This window comes from Pseudomonas sp. KH_024_B2 (genome assembly GCF_057839965.1).
In genome coordinates this window covers 4,517,285-4,534,328 of sequence record NZ_CM174502.1, presented here as the reverse complement: position 1 = coordinate 4,534,328, position 17,044 = coordinate 4,517,285, and the positions used below count along the sequence as shown (strand labels likewise).

The following is a 17,044-nucleotide window of genomic DNA, read 5'->3' as shown; positions in this document are numbered from 1 at the left end:
CCTCAACCCGCAGGCGTTATGACACTTATTCTTGGTATCGATCCCGGTTCGCGCATCACCGGTTATGGCGTGGTACGCGATACCGGGCGTGGTTGCGTATACGTCGCGTCGGGTTGTATTCGCACCGGCAGCGGTGAGCTGCATGAGCGGCTGCAAATCGTCTATCGCGGTGTGCGCGAGGTCATCCAGACCTACGGGCCGGTGACCATGGGCATTGAAAAGGTCTTTATGGCGCGCAACGCTGACTCGGCACTGAAGCTCGGTCAGGCCCGTGGCGCGGCGATTGTCGCCGGAGCCGAAGAAAGCCTGGAAATTGCCGAATACACGGCAACCCAGGTCAAGCAGGCGGTCGTCGGCACCGGCGCGGCGAATAAAGAGCAGGTGCAGATGATGGTGATGCACTTGTTGAAGCTGACAGCCAAGCCGCAGATCGATGCCTCGGACGCCCTCGCGATTGCCATTTGCCATGCGCATACCCGTTCCAGCTTGCTGCCCCATGGCTTGGGGACGGCACGCAGTCGTGGCGGTCGCCTGCGTCTCTGATAGCATCAGCGCAGTCATTTTACGAGTGGAGCGTCTGGCGCCGGTTTTGTCGGCCGCCGCGCTCACTCTGTTACTCGTCAGCCATTGATCTGGCCAAGGCTTAAGGATCTGAAACGTGATTGGACGCTTGCGCGGCACCGTGGCTGAAAAACAGCCGCCGCACCTGATTCTTGATGTAAATGGTCTGGGTTATGAGCTGGAAGTGCCGATGACCACTCTTTATCGACTGCCGTCGGTCGGTGAACCGATCACCTTGCACACCCATTTGGTCGTGCGCGAGGATGCCCAGTTACTCTATGGCTTCATTGGCAAGCGCGAGCGGGATTTTTTTCGTGAGCTGATCCGCCTCAACGGCGTCGGGCCGAAGCTGGCGCTGGCCTTGATGTCCAGTCTGGAAGTCGATGAGTTGGTGCGTTGCGTCTCGGCACAGGACACCTCGGCGCTGACCAAGGTGCCGGGTGTCGGCAAGAAGACCGCCGAGCGCCTGCTGGTCGAGCTCAAGGATCGCTTCAAGGCCTGGGAAACCGTGCCGAGCATGTTTGCGCTGGTGCCGAATCAGCCTGACGCGCCGGCATCCCAGGTGGCCAGTGCCGAGAGTGATGCCGTCAGCGCGCTGATCTCCCTGGGCTACAAGCCGCAGGAAGCCAGTAAAGCGGTTTCCGCTATCAAGGAAAAAGGTTTGAGCAGCGAAGACATGATTCGCCGGGCCCTGAAGGGAATGATTTAAGTGATTGAAGCTGATCGTCTGATCGCCGCCACGGGTAGCCGTGACCGCGAGGAAATTCAGGACCGCGCGATTCGCCCGCTGAGCCTGGCCGAGTACATTGGTCAGCCGACCGTGCGCGAGCAAATGGAGCTGTTCATCCAGGCCGCCCGTGGGCGTAACGAGTCGCTGGATCACACGCTGATCTTCGGTCCGCCAGGTCTGGGTAAAACCACCCTGGCGAACATCATTGCTCAGGAAATGGGCGTATCGATCAAAAGCACCTCGGGGCCGGTACTGGAGCGTCCGGGTGATCTGGCAGCCTTGCTGACCAATCTTGAGCCTCACGATGTGCTGTTCATCGACGAAATTCATCGGCTATCACCGATTGTCGAAGAAGTGCTGTACCCGGCAATGGAAGACTTTCAGCTCGACATCATGATCGGCGAAGGGCCGGCTGCACGCTCGATCAAACTCGATCTGCCGCCGTTTACCCTGGTGGGCGCGACCACCCGCGCCGGGATGCTGACCAACCCGTTGCGCGACCGCTTCGGGATCGTCCAGCGCCTGGAGTTCTACAGCACGGCGGACCTGGCGACCATTGTCGGCCGTTCGGCGGGCATTCTCGGCTTGCCGCTCGATCCAGACGGCGCTTTTGAAATCGCCCGTCGTGCCCGTGGTACGCCGCGGATTGCCAACCGCTTGCTGCGTCGCGTCCGGGATTTTGCCGAAGTGCGCGCCAATGGCCATATCACCAAGCCGATTGCCGATCGAGCGTTGAATCTTCTGGATATCGACGAACGTGGTTTCGATCACCAGGACCGACGGCTGCTGCTGACGATGATCGAGAAGTTCGATGGCGGGCCGGTGGGTGTAGACAGCCTGGCGGCGGCGATCAGCGAGGAGCGACATACCATCGAGGACGTGCTCGAGCCTTACCTGATTCAGCAGGGCTATATCATGCGCACTCCGCGAGGTCGCGTCGTGACCCGGCATGCATATCTGCACTTCGGTCTTAACATCCCGTCACGATTGGGAGAGATACCCGTGGTAGACGAGTTTCTCGATACCGTGGACGATTAAATAACCTCTGCGCGCTGATTTGTTCAGGGAATGTGCGGTCCTAGGGCTGGCATTGCCGTTCTTTCACGAGAAAAGCGTTCGAGAATGAAAAACAGTTGCCTGGCCGGATTGGCAACCTGAGGAGTAACCACTAGAGTATGCGCGCGCAAAACGGGCTTGAGTCGTTCGCACATCGTTGTCGCGTTTATTACGAGGACACCGATGCCGGCGGCATCGTGTATTACGTCAATTACCTTAAGTTTATGGAACGGGCTCGAACCGAGCGGCTACGGGAGCTGGGCTTTGCCCAATCCACGCTTGCCGGGGAGGACCTGTTGTTCGTCGTGCATTCCAGCGAAGCGCGTTACCACGCGCCGGCGCGACTGGATGACGAGCTTCTGGTAAGCGCTGAAGTAATCGAATTGAACCGTGCCAGCCTGCGCTTTAAACAGCAGGTCAGGCGGGCTACGGATAATGTACTGCTCTGTGAAGGGCAGTTTTTGGTGGCCTGTGTGCGCACCGATAGTTTGAAACCCCGGGCCATTCCCGAAGCTCTACGTGCGGCCTTCGCCGGCGTGAGCGGCGCGGGTACACACTTAGAGCAGGAGATAAAGCGTGGAAGCTAACGTCGTCGACCATACCTCCATGTGGAGCCTGGTCAGCAATGCCAGCGTCGTTGTGCAGTTGGTAATGCTGATCCTGGTGGCTGCATCGGTCACTTCATGGATCATGATCTTTCAGCGCAGCACCCTGCTGCGCGCCGGTCGACGTGCCCTGGAGGGCTTTGAAGAGCGCTTCTGGTCAGGTATCGACCTGTCGAAACTCTATCGTCAGGCCGGTAGCAATCCGGATCCGGACTCAGGCGTAGAGCAGATTTTCCGTGCCGGCTTCAAGGAATTCTCCCGTCTGCGTCAGCAGTCAGGCGTTGATCCGGAAGCGGTCATGGAAGGCGTGGCGCGTGCCATGCGCGTGGCTATTTCCCGTGAAGAAGAAAAGCTCGAGCAGAGCCTGCCGTTCCTCGCCACCGTAGGTTCCGTCAGCCCGTACATCGGTCTGTTCGGTACCGTCTGGGGGATCATGAACTCCTTCCGTGGTCTGGCAATGGCCCAGCAAGCGACCCTGGCCACTGTGGCTCCAGGTATTGCCGAGGCACTGATCGCTACCGCCATTGGCCTGTTCGCGGCAATCCCCGCAGTAATCGCCTACAACCGTTTTGCCGCTCGTGGCGAGACCTTGATCGGCCGTTACTACACCTTCGCCGACGAGTTCCAGGCGATCCTGCACCGCAAAGTGCACACCAGCGAAGAATAAGCAGGTATTTCCCAATGGCTTTAATCGCTCGAGCTCGTAAAAAGCGCAAGCCGGTTGCCGAGATGAACGTGGTGCCCTACATCGACGTGATGCTGGTACTGCTGGTCATCTTCATGGTGACCGCGCCGATGCTCAATCAGGGCGTGAAGGTTGATCTGCCCAAGGTTTCCAGCGAAGCCTTGCCGCAAGACAACAACACTCAGGTCCTGACCATTTCGATCAAGGCTGACAAGACCTACTACTGGAACCTTGGCAGCGAAGTCGATACCGAAAAGCAGCAGGACAAGGCGATGACCTTGCCGCAGATGACCGACGCCGTGACCAAGATCATTCGCGCCGGTAATGGAAACGGCAAGCGTACCCAGGTCTTTATCCGTGGCGACAAGACCGTCGATTACGGTGCCGTCATGGGGGCCATGGGCGGGTTGCAGAAAGCCGGGGTCGGTAATGTTGGCTTGATTACCGAGGCGCCCTGATGCAGCAACAGCGAGAGCCGTCCGCTTCGGAAAGCTACTTCTGGCCTAGTGTCTGGGCGATTGCCCTGCATATTCTGGTGTTTGGCATGCTGTTCGTCAGTTTTGCCTTCACCCCGGAGTTGCCACCGGCCAAACCGATCGTCCAGGCGACCCTGTATCAGCTGAAATCGAAAAGTCAGGCGACTACCCAGACCAATCAGAAGATTGCGGGTGAGGCGAAGAAATCCGCTGCACGTCAGACCGAAGTCGAACAGATGGAACAGAAGAAGATCGAACAGGAAGCGATCAAGGCCGCGGAACAAAAGAAGGAAGATGCGGCTCAAAAAGCCGAAGAATCCAAGAAGGCCGACGAGACGAAGAAAGCGGAAGAGGCAAAAAAGGCTGATGAAGCCAAGAAAGCCGATGAAGCGAAGAAGACCGCCGAAGCCAAAAAGGCCGAAGAGAAACAATTGGCTGATATAGCCAAGAAGAAATCTGAAGAAGAAGCCAAAAAAGCTGCTGAAGAAGAGGCCAAGAAAGCGGCCGCTGAAGAAGCGAAGAAAAAAATCGTCGAAGACGCGAAGAAGAAAGCCGCCGAAGACGCCAAGAAGAAATCTGAAGCTGAAGAGGCGAAGAAGAAAGTCGCCGAAGACGCGAAGAAGAAAGCTGCTGCCGATGCTGCGAAGAAAAAGTCGCAGGAAGCGGCACGTAAATCCGCCGAAGAGAAAAAGGCTCAGGCCTTGGCCGATTTGCTTTCCGACACGCCGGAGCGCCAGCAAGCGTTGGCCGATGAGCAGGGCGATGAAGTCGCCGGCAGTTTCGACGATCTGATTCGTGCTCGGGCAGCGGAAGGGTGGGCACGTCCTCCTTCGGCACGCAAGAACATGACGGTAGTGCTGCAAATCGGCATGTTGCCGGACGGTACAGTGACTTCGGTGACTGTGGCCAGGTCCAGTGGCGATGGTCCGTTTGACAGTTCTGCGGTAGCGGCGGTCAAGAATATTGGTCGTTTGACAGAAATGCAGGGAATGAAACCGAGCGATTTCGCTCCCTATCGTTCATTCAAGATGACATTCACACCTGAGGATCTAGCCTTGTGAGAAACCTTCTTCGAGGAATGCTTGTCGTTATTTGCTGCCTGGCAGGAATAGCGGCGGCGGATGAAAAAAATATTCTGGTCACCAGCGGCAGTGACCGGGCGACACCGATTGCAGTAGTGCCATTCGGCTGGCAGGGCGGTAGCGTGCTGCCGGACGACATGGCGGAAATCATCGGTAATGACCTGCGTAACTCGGGTTACTACTCGCCGATTCCAAAGCAGAACATGATCAGCCAGCCAAGCCAGGCGAGCGAAATCATTTTCCGTGACTGGAAGGCTGTTGGCGCCCAGTACATCATGGTCGGCAGCATTGTTCCGGCTGGCGGTCGCCTGCAGGTGCAGTACGCACTGTTCAACGTCGCCACCGAGCAGCAAGTGCTGACCGGCAGCGTGTCGGGCAGCGTCGATCAACTGCGCGACATGTCCCACTACATCGCCGACCAGTCGTTCGAGAAGCTCACCGGTATCAAGGGTGCTTTCTCGACGCGCATGCTGTACGTGACCGCCGAGCGTTTTTCGGCGAGCAACACGCGTTACACCTTGCAGCGTTCCGACTACGACGGCGCGCGTGCAGTGACCTTGTTGCAATCGCGCGAGCCAATCCTGTCGCCGCGTTTCGCGCCTGATGGCAAGCGTATTGCCTATGTGTCGTTCGAACAGAAGCGTCCGCGCATCTTCGTTCAGCACATCGATACCGGTCGCCGCGAGCAGATCACCAACTTTGAAGGCCTGAATGGCGCGCCAGCATGGTCGCCGGACGGTCAGCGACTGGCTTTCGTGCTGTCCAAGGACGGAAATCCGGATATTTATGTAATGAATATGGGCTCGCGTCAGCTCTCTCGCGTGACCAGCGGCCCAGGCATCAATACCGAACCGTTCTGGGGTAAAGATGGTTCGACCATCTACTTCACGTCCGATCGTGGTGGCAAGCCACAAATCTACAAAACCAGCGCAAGTGGCGGCGGGGCTGAGCGTGTGAGCTTTGTTGGTAACTACAACGCCAACCCGAAACTGTCAGCGGATGAAAAGACCCTGGTGATGATTCACCGTCAGGATGGCTTCACTAATTTCAAGGTAGCGGCCCAGGATTTGCAACGCGGAAGCGTAAAAATCCTTACCGACAGCACACTTGATGAGTCGCCTACTGTCGCGCCCAACGGCACCATGGTAATCTACGCCACCCGCCAGCAGGGCCGGGGAGTCTTGATGCTCGTGTCCATTAATGGACGCGTAAGGCTCCCGCTTCCTACCGCACAAGGCGAAGTCAGAGAACCTTCCTGGTCCCCTTACCTGAACTGACGCGGCGCTACACGTTGTACTTAACACATTGGGGTTCATTAGGAGTTTCACAGATGGAAATGCTGAAGTTTGGTAAGTTTGCTGCGCTGGCCCTGGCCATGGCTGTAGCTGTAGGTTGCTCGTCCAAAGGCGGCGACAATGCCGGTGAAGGCGCTGTCGATCCAAACGCTGGTTACGGCGCTAACACTGGTGCTGTTGATGGCTCCCTGAGCGAAGAAGCTGCTCTGCGCGCAATCACCACCTTCTACTTCGAATACGACAGCTCGGACCTGAAGCCAGAAGCCATGCGCTCCCTGGACATTCACGCCAAAGACCTGAAAGCAAACGGCGCTCGCGTTGTTCTGGAAGGCAACACCGACGAACGTGGTACTCGTGAGTACAACATGGCACTGGGCGAGCGTCGTGCGAAAGCCGTTCAGCGTTACCTGGTACTGCAAGGTGTTTCCCCAGCTCAGGCTGAACTGGTTTCCTACGGCGAAGAGCGTCCAGTTGCTACCGGCAACGACGAGCAGTCCTGGGCTCAAAACCGTCGCGTCGAACTGCGTAAGTAATTCGCCATGCGAACGTGCCGTCGTGCTGTAACTGTTTTGGCTCTCAGCCTCCTGCCGCTTGCGGCGGGGGCTGCGGTTCCTGTGGTCGAGGACAACTCTGGCTATAACAATGGCGGAAGCAGTTATCCGCCTGCGGGTTACGGTACGAACGGCGCCTATGCCGGGGGAGGGGTTTCGGCCCCTGTCTCGGCACAGGGTGAGCTGTTTAACCAGCTGCAACAAATGCAGGAGCAAATCGCCCGGCAACAAGGTGTGATTGAAGTTCTGCAAAATGATGTCGCACGCATGAAGCAGGAAAACCTGGAGCGATACCAGGATCTTGATCGGCGTATTGGAACTGGCGGTGCTCCTGCCGCGGCTCCTGAAAATTCTCCAGCCGGTGGTGATCTCAATGCCCCCGGTGCAGCTGTAGCGCCTGCCACTCAGGCTCCTGCGGCAAGTAGCGAACCGGCTGATCCGGCGAAGGAAAAGCTGTATTACGACGCAGCCTTCGACCTGATCAAAGCCAAGGATTTCGACAAGGCCAGTCAGGCCTTCACCGCATTCCTGCGCAAATACCCGAACAGCCAGTACGCGGGCAATGCTCAATACTGGTTGGGTGAAGTGAATCTGGCCAAGGGCGACCTGCAAGGTGCCGGCCAGGCTTTCGCCAAGGTTAGCCAGCTGTATCCCAAGCATCCCAAGGTGCCGGACTCGCTGTACAAGCTCGCTGATGTAGAACGCCGACTGGGTCATACCGACAAGGTCAAAGGCATTCTGCAGCAGGTTGTCGCCCAGTATCCGGGCACTTCTGCCGCTCAGCTGGCCCAGCGCGACTTGCAGCGCATGTAAGCGTGCTTGACCCGTTTTGAAAGAAACCCGCGCTTATCGCGGGTTTTTTCGTTAGAATTCATACCCTTTTTATGAAATACGCTTTTTGGGATTCGCGCGGTTGCGGGGTTCCTTGAAGTGCCTGACGGAGGCGGACAGCCTGTTTAGCTGTTACGCCCGTGGCGACTATGCAAGACACATTGAGAATCACCGAAGTTTTTTACTCGTTGCAGGGTGAAACGCGGACGGCCGGGCTGCCCACTGTATTTGTGCGCCTGACCGGCTGCCCATTGCGTTGCCAATACTGCGACAGCGCCTATGCGTTCACTGGCGGCACCATTCGCCCGCTCGACGACATTCTCGAGCAAGTGGCCGGTTTCCGTCCGCGTTACGTCTGTGTCACCGGCGGCGAGCCGCTGGCACAACCGAATGCCATTCCTTTGCTCAAGCAGCTGTGTGATGCCGGTTACGAGGTGTCGCTGGAAACCAGCGGTGCCCTGGATATCTCGGCGGTCGATCCGCGGGTCAGTCGCGTCGTCGACCTGAAAACTCCCGGCTCCAAAGAGTCTCACCGTAACCGCTACGAAAACATCGAGCTGCTGACGCCAAACGATCAGGTCAAGTTCGTCATCTGTTCCCGTGAAGACTATGACTGGGCCGTGTCCAAGCTGATTCAGTACGGTCTGGATCAGCGTGCCGGCGAAGTTCTGTTCTCCCCAAGTCACCATGATCTCAATGCTCGTGATCTGGCGGATTGGGTCGTGGCGGATAACCTGCCAGTGCGCCTGCAACTGCAGTTGCATAAATATCTTTGGAATGACGAGCCGGGGCGCTGAAATGACTGAGCAATTGAAGCAAGAGCTTTCGAATGAGAAGCGCGCGGTAATCCTGCTGTCGGGCGGTCTGGATTCGGCGACGGTGGTGGCGATGGCCCGCGCCGATGGTTACAGCTGCTACACCATGAGCTTTGATTACGGTCAGCGCCATCGTACCGAACTGGACGCCGCCGCTCGGGTTGCCCGGGATCTTGGTGTCGTCGAGCACAAGGTGATTGGCCTGAATCTGAACGGCATTGGCGGCTCGGCTCTGACCGACAGTTCAATCGATGTGCCAGAAGTGCCGAGCGAAGGTATTCCGGTGACCTACGTGCCGGCGCGCAATACCGTGTTCCTCTCGCTGGCCCTTGGCTGGGCGGAAGTGCTCGGCGCGCGAGACATCTTCATTGGTGTGAACGCGGTGGACTACTCCGGCTATCCGGACTGCCGTCCCGAGTTCGTCGAGGCTTTCGAGCGCATGGCTAACCTGGCTACAAAGGCCGGGGTAGAGGGGAAGGGCTTCCGTATCCAGGCGCCGCTGCAGAACTTGAGCAAGGCCGATATCGTCAAGGCTGGTGTACGACTTGGCGTCGACTACGGGCTCACGGTGTCCTGCTATCAGGCGGATGATAATGGTCGCGCATGTGGGAAATGTGACAGTTGCCGTCTGCGTGCTGAGGGCTTCTCTGCGGCAGGAATCAGCGACCCAACACGTTATTTCTGATTTATTTCAAATCAGGTGTTGAATTCCCGTTAAAAATCAGTATTATACGCGCACCACACAGCGGGTCGTTAGCTCAGTTGGTAGAGCAGTTGGCTTTTAACCAATTGGTCGTAGGTTCGAATCCCACACGACCCACCATTTTAGATGTAGATGTTTGAAAATCTGGAAGGCCCATGAAAATGCGGATTTCCAGATTTTTTTTTGCCCTGGATTTTAGCTCCGTCCTGTCCTGGCGCTTCACTGCTTTACGCAGGTCAGAATCATCTTTTGAATCCACTGGATATTCTGTAGCCTTGCGCAGCTTCAACGCTGTCCGTGCCTGATGAACTCACTCTCCCGGCGGGGCCCTGATGGGGCCGGAGCCGGTGGTATACTCGACTTACGCGCAACCGCGCTTGCAGGTCTTGCGAACATGACGCAAATATCCGAACGCCTTCTGGTTCAAGCTCACCTCGACGCCAAGCAGCCCAAGCCGCTAAGCACCGAAGAGCAAGCCTATTACCGTGCCGCCATCGCTGCCGAGCTCAAGGCTCAGGACGCGGTGCTGGTTGCCCACTTCTATTGCGATCCGATCATTCAGGCCCTGGCCGAAGAAACCGGCGGCTGTGTGTCCGACTCATTGGAGATGGCCCGCTTCGGCAACGCCCATCCGGCCAAGACTGTGGTGGTCGCCGGGGTGAAGTTCATGGGCGAGACGGCAAAAATCCTCAATCCGGAAAAACGGGTGCTGATGCCGACCCTGGAAGCGACTTGCTCGCTGGATCTGGGTTGTCCGGTGGACGAGTTTTCGGCGTTTTGCGATCAGCACCCCGAGCGCACGGTGGTGGTGTATGCCAACACTTCAGCTGCCGTCAAAGCCCGGGCTGATTGGGTAGTGACTTCCAGTTGTGCGCTGGAGATCGTCGAAAGCCTGATGGATAACGGTGAGACGATCATCTGGGGCCCGGACAAGCATCTGGGGACTTATATCCAGCGTAAAACCGGTGCTGACATGTTGCTCTGGGACGGCGCCTGTATCGTCCATGAAGAGTTCAAGGCCAAGCAGCTCGAAGACATGAAGGCGCTGTATCCGGAGGCGGCGATTCTGGTTCACCCTGAGTCGCCGACTGCGGTCATCGATCTGGCCGATGCGGTGGGTTCTACCAGTCAGCTCATCGCAGCTGCACAGAATCTGCCGAACAAGACCTTTATCGTTGCCACCGACCGCGGCATTTTCTACAAGATGCAGCAGTTGTGTCCGGACAAGGTGTTCATCGAGGCGCCAACGGCCGGTAACGGTGCGACATGCCGCAGTTGCGCGCATTGCCCGTGGATGGCGATGAACACCCTTGAGCGTACGCTGAAGAGCCTGCGAGAGGGTTCCAATGAGATCTTTGTCGACCCGGCGTTGATTCCCCAGGCCATTCGGCCGCTCAAGCGGATGCTCGACTTTACCCAGGCTGCACGTATGAAGCTGGCGGGTAATGCCTGATCTGCTGGCAGGTCGTCTGTGCAGGCGACCTGTCTCTCGCGGCTATACACCGATCCATGTGGGAGCTGGCTTGCCTGCGAAGGCGGCCTGACAGCCGGCCTGTCTCTTGCGGGTGTACATATCCATTCCTGCGGTAACGGCCACTAATGGTTCCGCCCTGACGGCGGGTCACTTGGAAAAGCCCCAAGTAACCAAGGGCTCTTGCCCCTTTCGTTCGGTGCCTCGCCTAGGCTCGGCATGCCCTCGCTCCGGTCCTGCTCCGTGGGCCCGCCGCGATCGGCCATCCATGGCCGTGCGCGGCTAACCCGGCATCCATGCCGGGTTGCCCACTGCGCAGAACCTGCGCTCGGCCTCTCGAGGGGGCGGTGCATCAAGATCAAAAGCTGCAGGCGAGCTAACGCTCGGCCTGTTGAGTGGTGAACAGCGAGTTGTACGCCGAGCCATTGTGGGAGCGAGCCTGCTCGCGAAGCTGTTGATCTCCCCCGGGGTGGGCAGATCAAAAAGCAAAAGCCGAGCCGGCCTTGAACACATTCCCACAGGCATAAAAAAAGGTGCGACCCAAACGGATCGCACCTTTTTTGCAGCAGGCTGAAAATCAGCTGCCGAGGACTTTCGAAGCCAGCCAGAACAAGCCGGCTGACAGGGTCACTGTCGCAGGCAGGGTCAGGACCCAGGCCAGCAGGATGGTCTTCACCATTCCGCCTTGCAGGCCGCTCTTGTTGGCGACCATGGTCCCGGCAACCCCTGAGGACAGCACGTGGGTGGTCGACACCGGCAAGGCGAAGATGTTGGCCATGCCGATGGCGCAGGCAGTGGTGATTTGCGCCGACATGCCCTGGGCATAGGTCATGCCTTGCTTGCCGATTTTCTCACCGATGGTCAGTACCACACGCTTCCAGCCGATCATGGTGCCCAGGCCCAAGGCCAGTGCAACCGCGAGAATCACCCAGAAAGGTGCGTACTCGGTGGTGGCGGTCAGGTCTTTGCGCAGCTTGTTCAGGTCGGCTTTTTCACGGGCGTGGAGCGTCGGCAACTTACCGACTTTCTTCGCAGTGTCGTCCAGGCAAAGCAGGTAGCGACGCACTTCGATGCGGCTTTCGGCCGACAGCGATTGATAGTCAGCTACGCCGTTGAGAGTGCTCAGGAGGGCGGAAATGGTCGGTTCGGTTTGTTGCGGGTTGCAGCGGAATTTTCCCGGCAAGTCGTCTTTAACGCTTTTGCCCAGCGCCAGGAACTCACCCAGAGAATCGTTGTTGCGCTGATAGAACTGGCTCAGGTGCAAGGTCGCATCACGGGTGCGTTCGATCTGGTAAGTGGTGCTGCCCAGGTCGAGAACGAACTGGCTCGGAACGATACCGATCAATACCAGCATGATCAGGCCGATGCCTTTCTGGCCATCGTTGGAACCGTGCACAAAGCTCACCGCCATTGCGGAAACCACCAGGACCAGGCGGTTCCAGAACGGTGGATGCTTCTTGTCATCGATCTGGCGACGCTGGTCCGGGGTTTTGTGCATCTTGGACAGCGGACGCCACCATTTCAGGCTCAGCAGCACCAGCCCTGCTACGAGGAAGCCGGCCATGGGCGAGAACACCAGGGACATGCCGATATCGATCGCTTTCTGCCAGTTCACGCCATCCGCCAGCGGAATGTCGTTGATCAGTGCGTTCGCCAGGCCCACACCGAGGATCGAACCGATCAAGGTATGCGAACTGGAAGCCGGGATACCGAAGTACCAGGTGCCCAGGTTCCAGGTGATCGCGGCGGCGAGCAACGAGAACACCATCGCCAGCCCGTGGCCGGTGTTCACATTGATCAGCAGCTCCACCGGCAGCAAGTGGACGATTGCATAGGCCACGCCAACCCCGCCGAGCAACACGCCGAGGAAGTTGAATACACCGGAAAAGAACACCGCCAGATGGGGTGGCATGGCTTTGGTGTAGATAACAGTGGCCACCGCGTTAGCGGTGTCATGAAAGCCGTTGATGAACTCGAAGGCGAGGACAAAGGCCAGGGCGAGCAAGAGGCTCACAAGCACCCAAGCATCCAGTCCGCTGAATAAATCAATCATGAAGGTTTTCTGACCCGGTCGTAAGGGGGCGCGATTATGCCAGAAAACCCAGGTAATCGATGCACTTGCTGCTCATCGGTAAAATTCTTCAACGAATCGGTGTGCAGGAAGACCCTGCGGCCCAGGTTTTTTCGGGCTTTGGCAACCTGTTGATATTGTTGCTGATGATCGAAAGTCAGGCTGATTTTTTCGACACGATGAGCGCTTGAAACATTTGTATGTAATTTCAAATGGAAGGCTAGCCGCGAGCTATATGCCTCATCCGGTTGGGCTGAGGTCGCAGCCGTTCGCTGGTAGCGAGCGGGATAGGGTCAACGATCCGGCCAGCTTTTATCTGGCAGGGATGTGGCCAGCCCTGAAGGATTCAAGCCCGAGCAGTCATGGCTCTTCGGCTTTGAGTTCCTTTTCCATTTTTTGCAGCTCTTGAGTAAAAGCCTGATCGAGAATGCTGGCGCGCTTACGCCAGGGTTTGCGTTCTGGTTCGGGCTGGGCGGCGTAGGTGGTGACTTCCCCGCCGTAAACTTCCTTGTAACGTTGTTCCTGGCGCTCAAGTTCCGCGCGCAGTTCGTCTTTTGTCACATTGCTACCTGATTGAGTTGGATAAATTCTGGTGATACGCAGTACAACGATGGTGTTTATCAAGTCGTGTCACAGGCCCGACCAATAAAGGTCTCGGCGTTTGAGGGCGACCCGGTAAACAGCGTCCTTGTTGGATGCGATCACGGCACCAGAGAAGAATAGCTGCCGTGAAACAGTTTTCCTTTCTTGCAAGCGCATTGGCTGATCATTTGAATGAGCCGCCAGGCGGTTACTACAGGGAGCGCCATTGGAACGTGCGCAGCCTGATGATTGGATCCGATGGTATAGAGAAACCACTTTCCACATAGGATGCATTATAGCGGTCGATCTGAACAACACTATCATCATGAAGTTAAAAACCGTCAACTTTGTATGAGGGTTTTGTTACCGGAAAGTTTTGTCAGCAAGTGTATTTTCTTGCTGGCGCAGTGTTGATGTCTGTTTTTTGACGACAATAATGCGTACAAGTTTTGAAGGATAAGAAGCTGACGCCCACAGGTGATGCCGGCTCATCCAGATAGTGTGAACTCTTGCCAATCAGCAATGCCAGGCATGAATGTGCCTGAGAAGAAAACCCGTCACTGCAGCCAGAGGGGTGCAATTGCGATTATCGGCTGATGGTTCGATAATCGCCCAATGCTGACTGCCGGTGGCTTGTGTATTCGCCACTCAGCAGCCTGTAATAGATGTCGACCTGGGTGGAAAGGACCTGAAATGAACGATCAATTGCGTAACTCTTTCGCTTCAGTGGCCCCGCCAATCGTTGCCTCTGCGGCCAAGCGGATCCAGGCATTCACCGGCGACCCGGATTTCATGACGTCACTGGCACGAGGTCTGGCTGTGGTGCAGGCCTTTCAGGAGCGCAAACGCCACCTGACCATCGCTCAGATCAGCCATCGCACGGAAATTCCCCGGGCGGCGGTGCGCCGTTGTCTGCATACGCTGATCAAGCTCGGTTACGCGACCACCGATGGCCGCACCTATTCGCTGCTGCCCAAGGTACTGACCCTGGGCCACGCCTACCTGTCCTCGACGCCGTTGGCGGTTTCGGCCCAGCCTTATCTGGACCGCATGAGCGAGCAACTTCACGAGGCTTGCAACATGGCCACGCTGGAGGGCGATGACATTTTGTATATCGCCCGCTCGGCGACGACTCAACGACTGATCTCCGTTGATCTGTCGGTGGGCGGACGTCTGCCGGCCTACTGCACCTCCATGGGACGGATCCTGCTGGCAGCGCTGGACGATGCCTCGCTTCACGACTACCTCGATCACGCCGAATTACAAGCCAAGACCAGTCGCACCTTGCACACCCCCGAAGCGCTGCTCGAATGCCTGCAACAGGTTCGTCAGCAAGGCTGGTGCATTGTCGATCAGGAGCTCGAGCAAGGTCTGCGTTCCATCGCTGTTCCGGTGTACGACGCTTCCGGGCAAGTGCTGGCAGCGTTGAACGTCAGCACTCACGCCGGACGCGTGAGCCGCAATGAGCTGGAACAGCGCTTTCTGCCTGGCCTGCTGAGCGCCAGCCGCGATCTGAGTGCGCAGTTGTTTGCCTGATGCTGAAGCTGTTCGGTAAACGCACAGATACGGGTTTGGTGAATTGACGCTGTTTCCCTTGCTTCATTAATGTCGCGGCAGCGTCATCCGGCGATGTGGGTTACCTGCCATCAGCCGGGCGGCGACCCAATAATAATGAAGAGGCCAGCCCCCCATGAGCACTTTCCCCGCCAGCCGTTGCCTGCACCGGTTCTGCCACCGAGCCCGGGTCGCCTGATTGCGGCATTGCCCCTTTTGTGAAACCGCTGGCCGTTGCCGGCATCTGTTCGCCTGCGCATCTCGTGTGGAATAAAAATAATGAATCAGCCTCTGCCTGCTGTAGGGACCTGCCTCGATGTGCAGTCCTTTATCAATGCCCAACCGCTGTCCCGCTATCAGTGGCGGGTGGTGATCCTGTGTTTTCTGATTGTTTTTCTCGACGGCCTGGACACCGCCGCCATGGGCTTCATTGCGCCGGCGCTGTCGCAGGATTGGGGAATCGATCGGGCCAGCCTCGGCCCGGTGATGAGTGCGGCGCTGATCGGGATGGTCTTCGGCGCTCTGGGCTCTGGCCCGCTGGCCGATCGCTTTGGCCGCAAAGTCGTACTGGTGGGGGCGGTGCTGGTGTTCGGTGCATTCAGCCTGGCATCGGCCTACAGCAGCAACGTTGACCAACTGTTGATACTGCGCTTTTTGACGGGGCTGGGTTTGGGCGCCGGCATGCCGAATGCCACCACACTGCTGTCCGAGTACACCCCCGAGCGGCACAAGTCGCTGCTGGTGACCAGTATGTTTTGCGGGTTCAACCTGGGCATGGCCGGTGGCGGTTTCATTTCGGCCAAGCTGATTCCGGCGTTCGGCTGGCACAGCCTGTTGATGATCGGCGGAGTCCTGCCATTGATCCTGTCGGTGGTCTTGTTGCTCTGGCTGCCGGAGTCCGCACGGTATCTGGTGGTGCGCAATCGTGGCACCGACAAAGTGCGCAAGGCGCTGGCGCCAATCGATCCGGGCGTCGTCGCCCAAGCTGCCAGTTTCAGCGTGCCTGAGCAGAAAACCGTGAAGGCTCGCAATGTGTTCGCGGTGATCTTCTCTGGTACCTACAGCACCGGGACCTTGTTGTTATGGCTGACCTATTTCATGGGGCTGGTCATCGTCTATCTGTTGACCAGCTGGTTGCCGACGCTGATGCGTGACAGCGGCGCGAGCATGGAGCAGGCGGCGTTCATTGGTGCGTTGTTTCAGTTCGGCGGGGTACTCAGCGCAGTGGCAGTGGGCTGGGCGATGGACCGGTTCAATCCGCACAAGGTTATCGGCATTTTCTATCTGTTGGCCGGGGTCTTTGCCTACGCAGTGGGGCAGAGCCTGGGCAACATCACACTGTTGGCGACCCTGGTGCTGGTCGCTGGCATGTGCGTCAACGGCGCGCAATCGGCCATGCCGTCGCTGGCTGCGCGCTTTTACCCGACCCAAGGCCGGGCGACCGGTGTGTCGTGGATGCTCGGGATCGGTCGTTTCGGCGCGATTCTCGGTGCCTGGATGGGCGCGACACTGTTGGGTCTGGGCTGGAACTTCGAGCAAGTGCTGACGGCACTGGTGATCCCGGCGGCGCTGGCGACCACGGCGGTGGTGATCAAGGGCATGGTCAGTCATGCGGATGCGACCTGATTAGATTTTGAAAAGATCGCTGTCGTGATGGTAAGCGGGCTTTTGTGGCGAGGGAGCTTGCTCCCGCTGGAGCGCGAAGCGGTCCTGAAATCTGCAACCCCGTTGTGTCAGGCATACCGCATTCTCAGGTTTTACGACTGCTGCGCAGCCGAGCGGGAGCAAGCTCCCTCGCCACAGGGACCGTGTATCGACAGAGATTCCTGTAGGAGCGGGCTTGCCCGCGAAGCTTTTCAGCAGCAACGCACAACCGTTAGCCTGACAACAATCTGTTCGATAAACGAACACTTAGTCGATTATCGGATTGTTTGGGTTTTTTTAGAGGCTTAATCTTCAGTCATCCGGCGCTGCTC

Annotated in this window: 18 protein-coding genes and 1 tRNA gene; 17 read left to right on the top strand and 2 right to left on the bottom strand. The window is 57.7% G+C overall.

Features of this window, described 5'->3' with window-relative positions; genetic code table 11:
• Nucleotides 1–18 precede the first annotated feature (18 nt).
• From ruvC to nadA, 14 genes are all read left to right on the top strand, one after another.
• Nucleotides 19–543 carry a crossover junction endodeoxyribonuclease RuvC gene (gene ruvC, locus AC3I0A_RS21205; protein ID WP_489374376.1) on the top strand — a complete coding sequence of 175 codons (525 nt, stop codon included), beginning with the start codon at nt 19–21 and terminating at the stop codon, nt 541–543.
• 115 nt (nt 544–658) lie between these two features.
• Complete coding sequence (gene ruvA / locus AC3I0A_RS21200) at nt 659–1,270, top strand: Holliday junction branch migration protein RuvA (RefSeq protein WP_489374375.1); 612 nt, start codon at nt 659–661, stop codon at nt 1,268–1,270.
• The gene (gene ruvB / locus AC3I0A_RS21195) at nt 1,271–2,329 is read left to right on the top strand and encodes a Holliday junction branch migration DNA helicase RuvB (RefSeq protein WP_489374374.1); all 1,059 of its coding nucleotides are present in this window, start codon (nt 1,271–1,273) and stop codon (nt 2,327–2,329) included.
• Nucleotides 2,330–2,466: 137 nt separating this feature from the next.
• Nucleotides 2,467–2,934 (top strand): tol-pal system-associated acyl-CoA thioesterase, encoded by a 468-nt coding sequence (gene ybgC / locus AC3I0A_RS21190; protein WP_489374373.1) that lies wholly within the window; start codon nt 2,467–2,469, stop codon nt 2,932–2,934.
• A complete protein-coding gene (gene tolQ, locus AC3I0A_RS21185) occupies nt 2,924–3,619 on the top strand; it encodes a protein TolQ (RefSeq protein ID WP_489374372.1) in 696 nt (231 codons plus the stop codon). Before ybgC ends, tolQ begins: the two co-directional genes overlap by 11 nt.
• 23 nt (nt 3,620–3,642) lie before the next feature.
• Nucleotides 3,643–4,095, top strand: coding sequence for a protein TolR (tolR, locus tag AC3I0A_RS21180; protein WP_489378567.1), 453 nt, complete (start codon nt 3,643–3,645; stop codon nt 4,093–4,095).
• The gene (tolA, locus tag AC3I0A_RS21175; protein ID WP_489374371.1) at nt 4,095–5,174 is read left to right on the top strand and encodes a cell envelope integrity protein TolA; all 1,080 of its coding nucleotides are present in this window, start codon (nt 4,095–4,097) and stop codon (nt 5,172–5,174) included. The genes tolR and tolA overlap by 1 nt, the downstream gene beginning before the upstream one ends.
• On the top strand, nt 5,171–6,472 hold the full coding sequence (gene tolB / locus AC3I0A_RS21170) for a Tol-Pal system beta propeller repeat protein TolB (protein ID WP_489374370.1): 1,302 nt from the start codon (nt 5,171–5,173) through the stop codon (nt 6,470–6,472). The genes tolA and tolB overlap by 4 nt, the downstream gene beginning before the upstream one ends.
• A 53-nt stretch (nt 6,473–6,525) precedes the next feature.
• Complete coding sequence (gene pal / locus AC3I0A_RS21165; protein ID WP_489374369.1) at nt 6,526–7,023, top strand: peptidoglycan-associated lipoprotein Pal; 498 nt, start codon at nt 6,526–6,528, stop codon at nt 7,021–7,023.
• 6 nt (nt 7,024–7,029) lie between these two features.
• Nucleotides 7,030–7,854: a tol-pal system protein YbgF gene (gene ybgF, locus AC3I0A_RS21160; protein WP_489374368.1), complete on the top strand. Its 825-nt coding sequence runs from the start codon at nt 7,030–7,032 to the stop codon at nt 7,852–7,854.
• 167 nt (nt 7,855–8,021) lie between these two features.
• The gene (queE, locus tag AC3I0A_RS21155) at nt 8,022–8,669 is read left to right on the top strand and encodes a 7-carboxy-7-deazaguanine synthase QueE (protein WP_489374367.1); all 648 of its coding nucleotides are present in this window, start codon (nt 8,022–8,024) and stop codon (nt 8,667–8,669) included.
• A 1-nt stretch (nt 8,670) separates the two neighbouring features.
• Nucleotides 8,671–9,372: a 7-cyano-7-deazaguanine synthase QueC gene (gene queC / locus AC3I0A_RS21150; protein ID WP_489374366.1), complete on the top strand. Its 702-nt coding sequence runs from the start codon at nt 8,671–8,673 to the stop codon at nt 9,370–9,372.
• Between the two features lie 62 nt (nt 9,373–9,434).
• Nucleotides 9,435–9,510 (top strand) — tRNA-Lys (locus tag AC3I0A_RS21145).
• Between the two features lie 274 nt (nt 9,511–9,784).
• Nucleotides 9,785–10,843, top strand: a complete 1,059-nt coding sequence (gene nadA, locus AC3I0A_RS21140; protein ID WP_489374365.1) for a quinolinate synthase NadA — start codon at nt 9,785–9,787, stop codon at nt 10,841–10,843.
• A 595-nt stretch (nt 10,844–11,438) separates the two neighbouring features.
• Here nadA and AC3I0A_RS21135 read toward each other — a convergent pair.
• Nucleotides 11,439–12,914 (bottom strand): inorganic phosphate transporter, encoded by a 1,476-nt coding sequence (locus AC3I0A_RS21135; protein WP_489374364.1) that lies wholly within the window; start codon nt 12,912–12,914, stop codon nt 11,439–11,441.
• A 65-nt stretch (nt 12,915–12,979) separates the two neighbouring features.
• Here AC3I0A_RS21135 and AC3I0A_RS21130 point away from each other — a divergent pair, with 65 nt between their 5' ends.
• Nucleotides 12,980–13,123: a hypothetical protein gene (locus AC3I0A_RS21130; protein ID WP_489374363.1), complete on the top strand. Its 144-nt coding sequence runs from the start codon at nt 12,980–12,982 to the stop codon at nt 13,121–13,123.
• A gap of 169 nt (nt 13,124–13,292) precedes the next feature.
• On the opposite strand, the gene AC3I0A_RS21125 is transcribed toward AC3I0A_RS21130, so the two are convergent.
• Nucleotides 13,293–13,493, bottom strand: coding sequence for a hypothetical protein (locus tag AC3I0A_RS21125; protein WP_419119594.1), 201 nt, complete (start codon nt 13,491–13,493; stop codon nt 13,293–13,295).
• Nucleotides 13,494–14,207: 714 nt separating this feature from the next.
• Between AC3I0A_RS21125 and pcaR the strand changes: the two genes are divergently transcribed.
• Together pcaR and pcaK are read left to right on the top strand one after the other, a co-directional pair.
• On the top strand, nt 14,208–15,050 hold the full coding sequence (pcaR, locus tag AC3I0A_RS21120; RefSeq protein WP_489374362.1) for a pca regulon transcriptional regulator PcaR: 843 nt from the start codon (nt 14,208–14,210) through the stop codon (nt 15,048–15,050).
• 297 nt (nt 15,051–15,347) lie between these two features.
• Nucleotides 15,348–16,694: a 4-hydroxybenzoate transporter PcaK gene (pcaK, locus tag AC3I0A_RS21115; protein ID WP_489374361.1), complete on the top strand. Its 1,347-nt coding sequence runs from the start codon at nt 15,348–15,350 to the stop codon at nt 16,692–16,694.
• Nucleotides 16,695–17,044: the final 350 nt, after the last annotated feature.

Coding starts and splice junctions, on each gene's coding strand:
- ruvC (WP_489374376.1), top strand. CDS start 19: ATGACACTTATTCTTGGTATCGATCCCGGTTCGCGCATCACCGGTTAT.
- ybgC (WP_489374373.1), top strand. CDS start 2,467: ATGCGCGCGCAAAACGGGCTTGAGTCGTTCGCACATCGTTGTCGCGTT.
- tolA (WP_489374371.1), top strand. CDS start 4,095: ATGCAGCAACAGCGAGAGCCGTCCGCTTCGGAAAGCTACTTCTGGCCT.
- pal (WP_489374369.1), top strand. CDS start 6,526: ATGGAAATGCTGAAGTTTGGTAAGTTTGCTGCGCTGGCCCTGGCCATG.
- ybgF (WP_489374368.1), top strand. CDS start 7,030: ATGCGAACGTGCCGTCGTGCTGTAACTGTTTTGGCTCTCAGCCTCCTG.
- queE (WP_489374367.1), top strand. CDS start 8,022: ATGCAAGACACATTGAGAATCACCGAAGTTTTTTACTCGTTGCAGGGT.
- queC (WP_489374366.1), top strand. CDS start 8,671: ATGACTGAGCAATTGAAGCAAGAGCTTTCGAATGAGAAGCGCGCGGTA.
- nadA (WP_489374365.1), top strand. CDS start 9,785: ATGACGCAAATATCCGAACGCCTTCTGGTTCAAGCTCACCTCGACGCC.
- AC3I0A_RS21135 (WP_489374364.1), bottom strand. CDS start 12,914: ATGATTGATTTATTCAGCGGACTGGATGCTTGGGTGCTTGTGAGCCTC.
- pcaR (WP_489374362.1), top strand. CDS start 14,208: ATGAACGATCAATTGCGTAACTCTTTCGCTTCAGTGGCCCCGCCAATC.
- pcaK (WP_489374361.1), top strand. CDS start 15,348: ATGAATCAGCCTCTGCCTGCTGTAGGGACCTGCCTCGATGTGCAGTCC.